General features: G+C 68.3%; 2 protein-coding genes. Both read right to left on the bottom strand.

The genetic code is table 11. From position 1 onward, the window contains the following. Positions 1–63: 63 nt before the first annotated feature. Complete coding sequence (istB, locus tag DWB68_RS15620) at positions 64–876, bottom strand: IS21-like element helper ATPase IstB (RefSeq protein WP_119426034.1); 813 nt, start codon at positions 874–876, stop codon at positions 64–66. After that, the gene (gene istA / locus DWB68_RS15615) at positions 873–2,180 is read right to left on the bottom strand and encodes an IS21 family transposase (RefSeq protein ID WP_456152210.1); all 1,308 of its coding nucleotides are present in this window, start codon (positions 2,178–2,180) and stop codon (positions 873–875) included. The genes istB and istA overlap by 4 nt, the downstream gene beginning before the upstream one ends. Positions 2,181–2,336: the final 156 nt, after the last annotated feature.

Raw genomic sequence — 2,336 nt, 5'->3', positions numbered from 1 at the left:
TGATGGCGCTCATCGAAATTCCCCAGAGTTGCTCATCGGAATTCCTCAGGTCGCGTGGTCAGGTTAGCGCAGGTTCGTGCCGGTCGTGACGCGGCGGAGTTCGTCTGCGGCGGTGGCGTGGTGGCGGAGCCGGTAAGAGGCTCCATCGAGGGTGATCACGACGGATCGGTGCAAGAGCCGGTCGAGCATGGCTGCGGCGACGGTGGTGTCGCCGAGGATCTCGCCCCAGGCTCCGACCGGCCGGTTCGTGGTGATCACGATGGAGGTCTTCAGGTAGCGCTGGTTGATGACCTGGAACAAGGCTGAGGCGGCCTCGCCGGGTAGTGGCAGGTAGCCAAGCTCGTCGATGATGAGCAGGGTCGGCCCGGCGAAGAAACGCATCATCGTCGACCACTTGCCTTCGATCGCGGCGCGGTGGCAGCGGGCGGCGAGGTCGGCGGCGGAGGTGAAGTAGACGCGGTAGCCGGCGGTGACGGCGGCGTGGCCGAGGCCGGTGGCGATGTGGGTCTTCCCGACGCCGGGCGGGCCGATCAGGAGCACGTTGGTGGCGGTGTCGATGAACCGGCAGGTGCCGAGCTCGGCCAGCAGCGACCGGTCGATGCCGGATGCGGCGTCGTGATCGAAGTCGTCCAGGGTCTGCCCGGTGGGGAGGTTCGCGAAACGGAACCGGCCAGCCAAGCGGCGGGCGTCGGTGGCGGTGACCTCGACTCGCAGTAGGTGCTCGAGGGCCTGCGTCAGGGTCCATCCTTCGGCTTGCGCCTGGTCGAGGACGGCGGGGAGGGCGTGCGCGGCGTCGGCGAGTTTCAGGTCGGTGAGGTGGCCGCGCAGCTGTTGATAGACGCTCGCTGCCGTCGTGGTGGCTGTGGTTGTGGTCATCGGAGGGTGTTCCTGTTCTTCGCGGCCTGCTCGTAAGCGGCCAGGCTGATCACGGTCGAAGGCTGCGCTGCAGCGCTGGTGAGGGCTGCGGCAGCGCGCAGCGCGGCGCTGCCGGGTGGGATGCGTTCTTTGCGGCGGTGCGGGCGTCCTGGTGTCGCTGACGCCATCGCGATGGCCTCCAGTGCGGTGACATGGCCGCTGTCGCGGATCGTGACGCCGAGGCCGGGTTCGGCGACCTGGTGGCGGGCGACGACCGTCCCCGATGCGGTGGCGATGTCGATGATGTCCGCGCCGAGCCGCTGCCGGACCTCGACTTTCGCGGCGGCGAGTTCGGGCGGGACGGAGTAGCGATTCCCACGCCAGTCGATCAGCGCTTGCCTGGTCGCGGTGCGCTCCTCTGTGATGATCACAGGGAACACAACCGCAGGTAGCGGTCTGAGCGGCTCGTTCACGAACAGGGCGGACGCTGTCGTCGTCCCGAGCTCGCCCTCACGCCGCCGCTCGTCCTGCCCTGCGGCGAACGTGTTCAGGCTGGCCTGCGCTTGCTCGAGGGTGAGGTCGTCGGGCAAGGTCCGCCACCAGCGTTGCGCGGCGGTGTGATTGTTCTTCTCGACCACGCCCTTCCTGTTCCCCGACCTCGGCCGGCAGACCACCGCGGTGACGCCGTGGTGCTTCGCGAACGCGGCGAACTGCGGGACCAGGTCGCCGGTGCGGTGGTCCAGGACCGTCCGCATCCGGTCGAACCGCCAGGTCTTCGTGAGCCCGCCCAGCAGGGCGAGCAGGGTCGTCATCGCGGCGAGCAGGTGCGGGGTGTCCATCGACGGGGAGATCACGCCCCGCCAGACACCCGAGTGCGCGAGCGACCCGACCAGGACATACGCGGTCTTGCGTCCGAACCCCCAATGCGCGGGCGGGTCGGGCATCTCGACCCAGTCGAACTGGGTCTCCTCCCCGGGCGGGTGCTCGATGACCGCGTTTGCGCGTTTGGTGACGTGCGCGCACGCGGTGCACGCCGGACGCAGCCCGCGGGCACGAATCTGCCGCGTCAGCGTCGGATACGACCCCTCGTAACCGAGCGGTCGCAGCTCGTCGAGCAGCGTCACCGCCCACAGGTGCGGGTCCTCGGTCAGTCTCGCGGTGGCGTAGTCGACGAACGCGTCGAACGAGTCCGGGATGGTGCGCTCACGCATCCCGGGCTGGCGTTCACCGTTCAGATACGCGCGGATGGTCTTGCGGTCATGGTTAGTGCGGCGGGCGATCTCGCTGATCGTCATCCCCTGCCGTTTCAGAGCGTGGATGTCCACGCTGCTCCTCTCTGAGAGCATGAGAACAGGGCCTTCCTCCGGCTGGTGTGTGGTCAGAGACCACCAGCATCGAGGAAGGCCCGCCTCATGCGGCGGAGCGACCCAGAGTGGGGAATTTCGATGAGCAGAACCGAGGAATTTCAGTGAGCGCCGTCA

The organism is Galactobacter valiniphilus (assembly GCF_003575975.1).
Classification (GTDB): domain Bacteria; phylum Actinomycetota; class Actinomycetes; order Actinomycetales; family Micrococcaceae; genus Galactobacter; species Galactobacter valiniphilus.
This window is presented reverse-complemented; position numbering and strand designations above follow the sequence as displayed.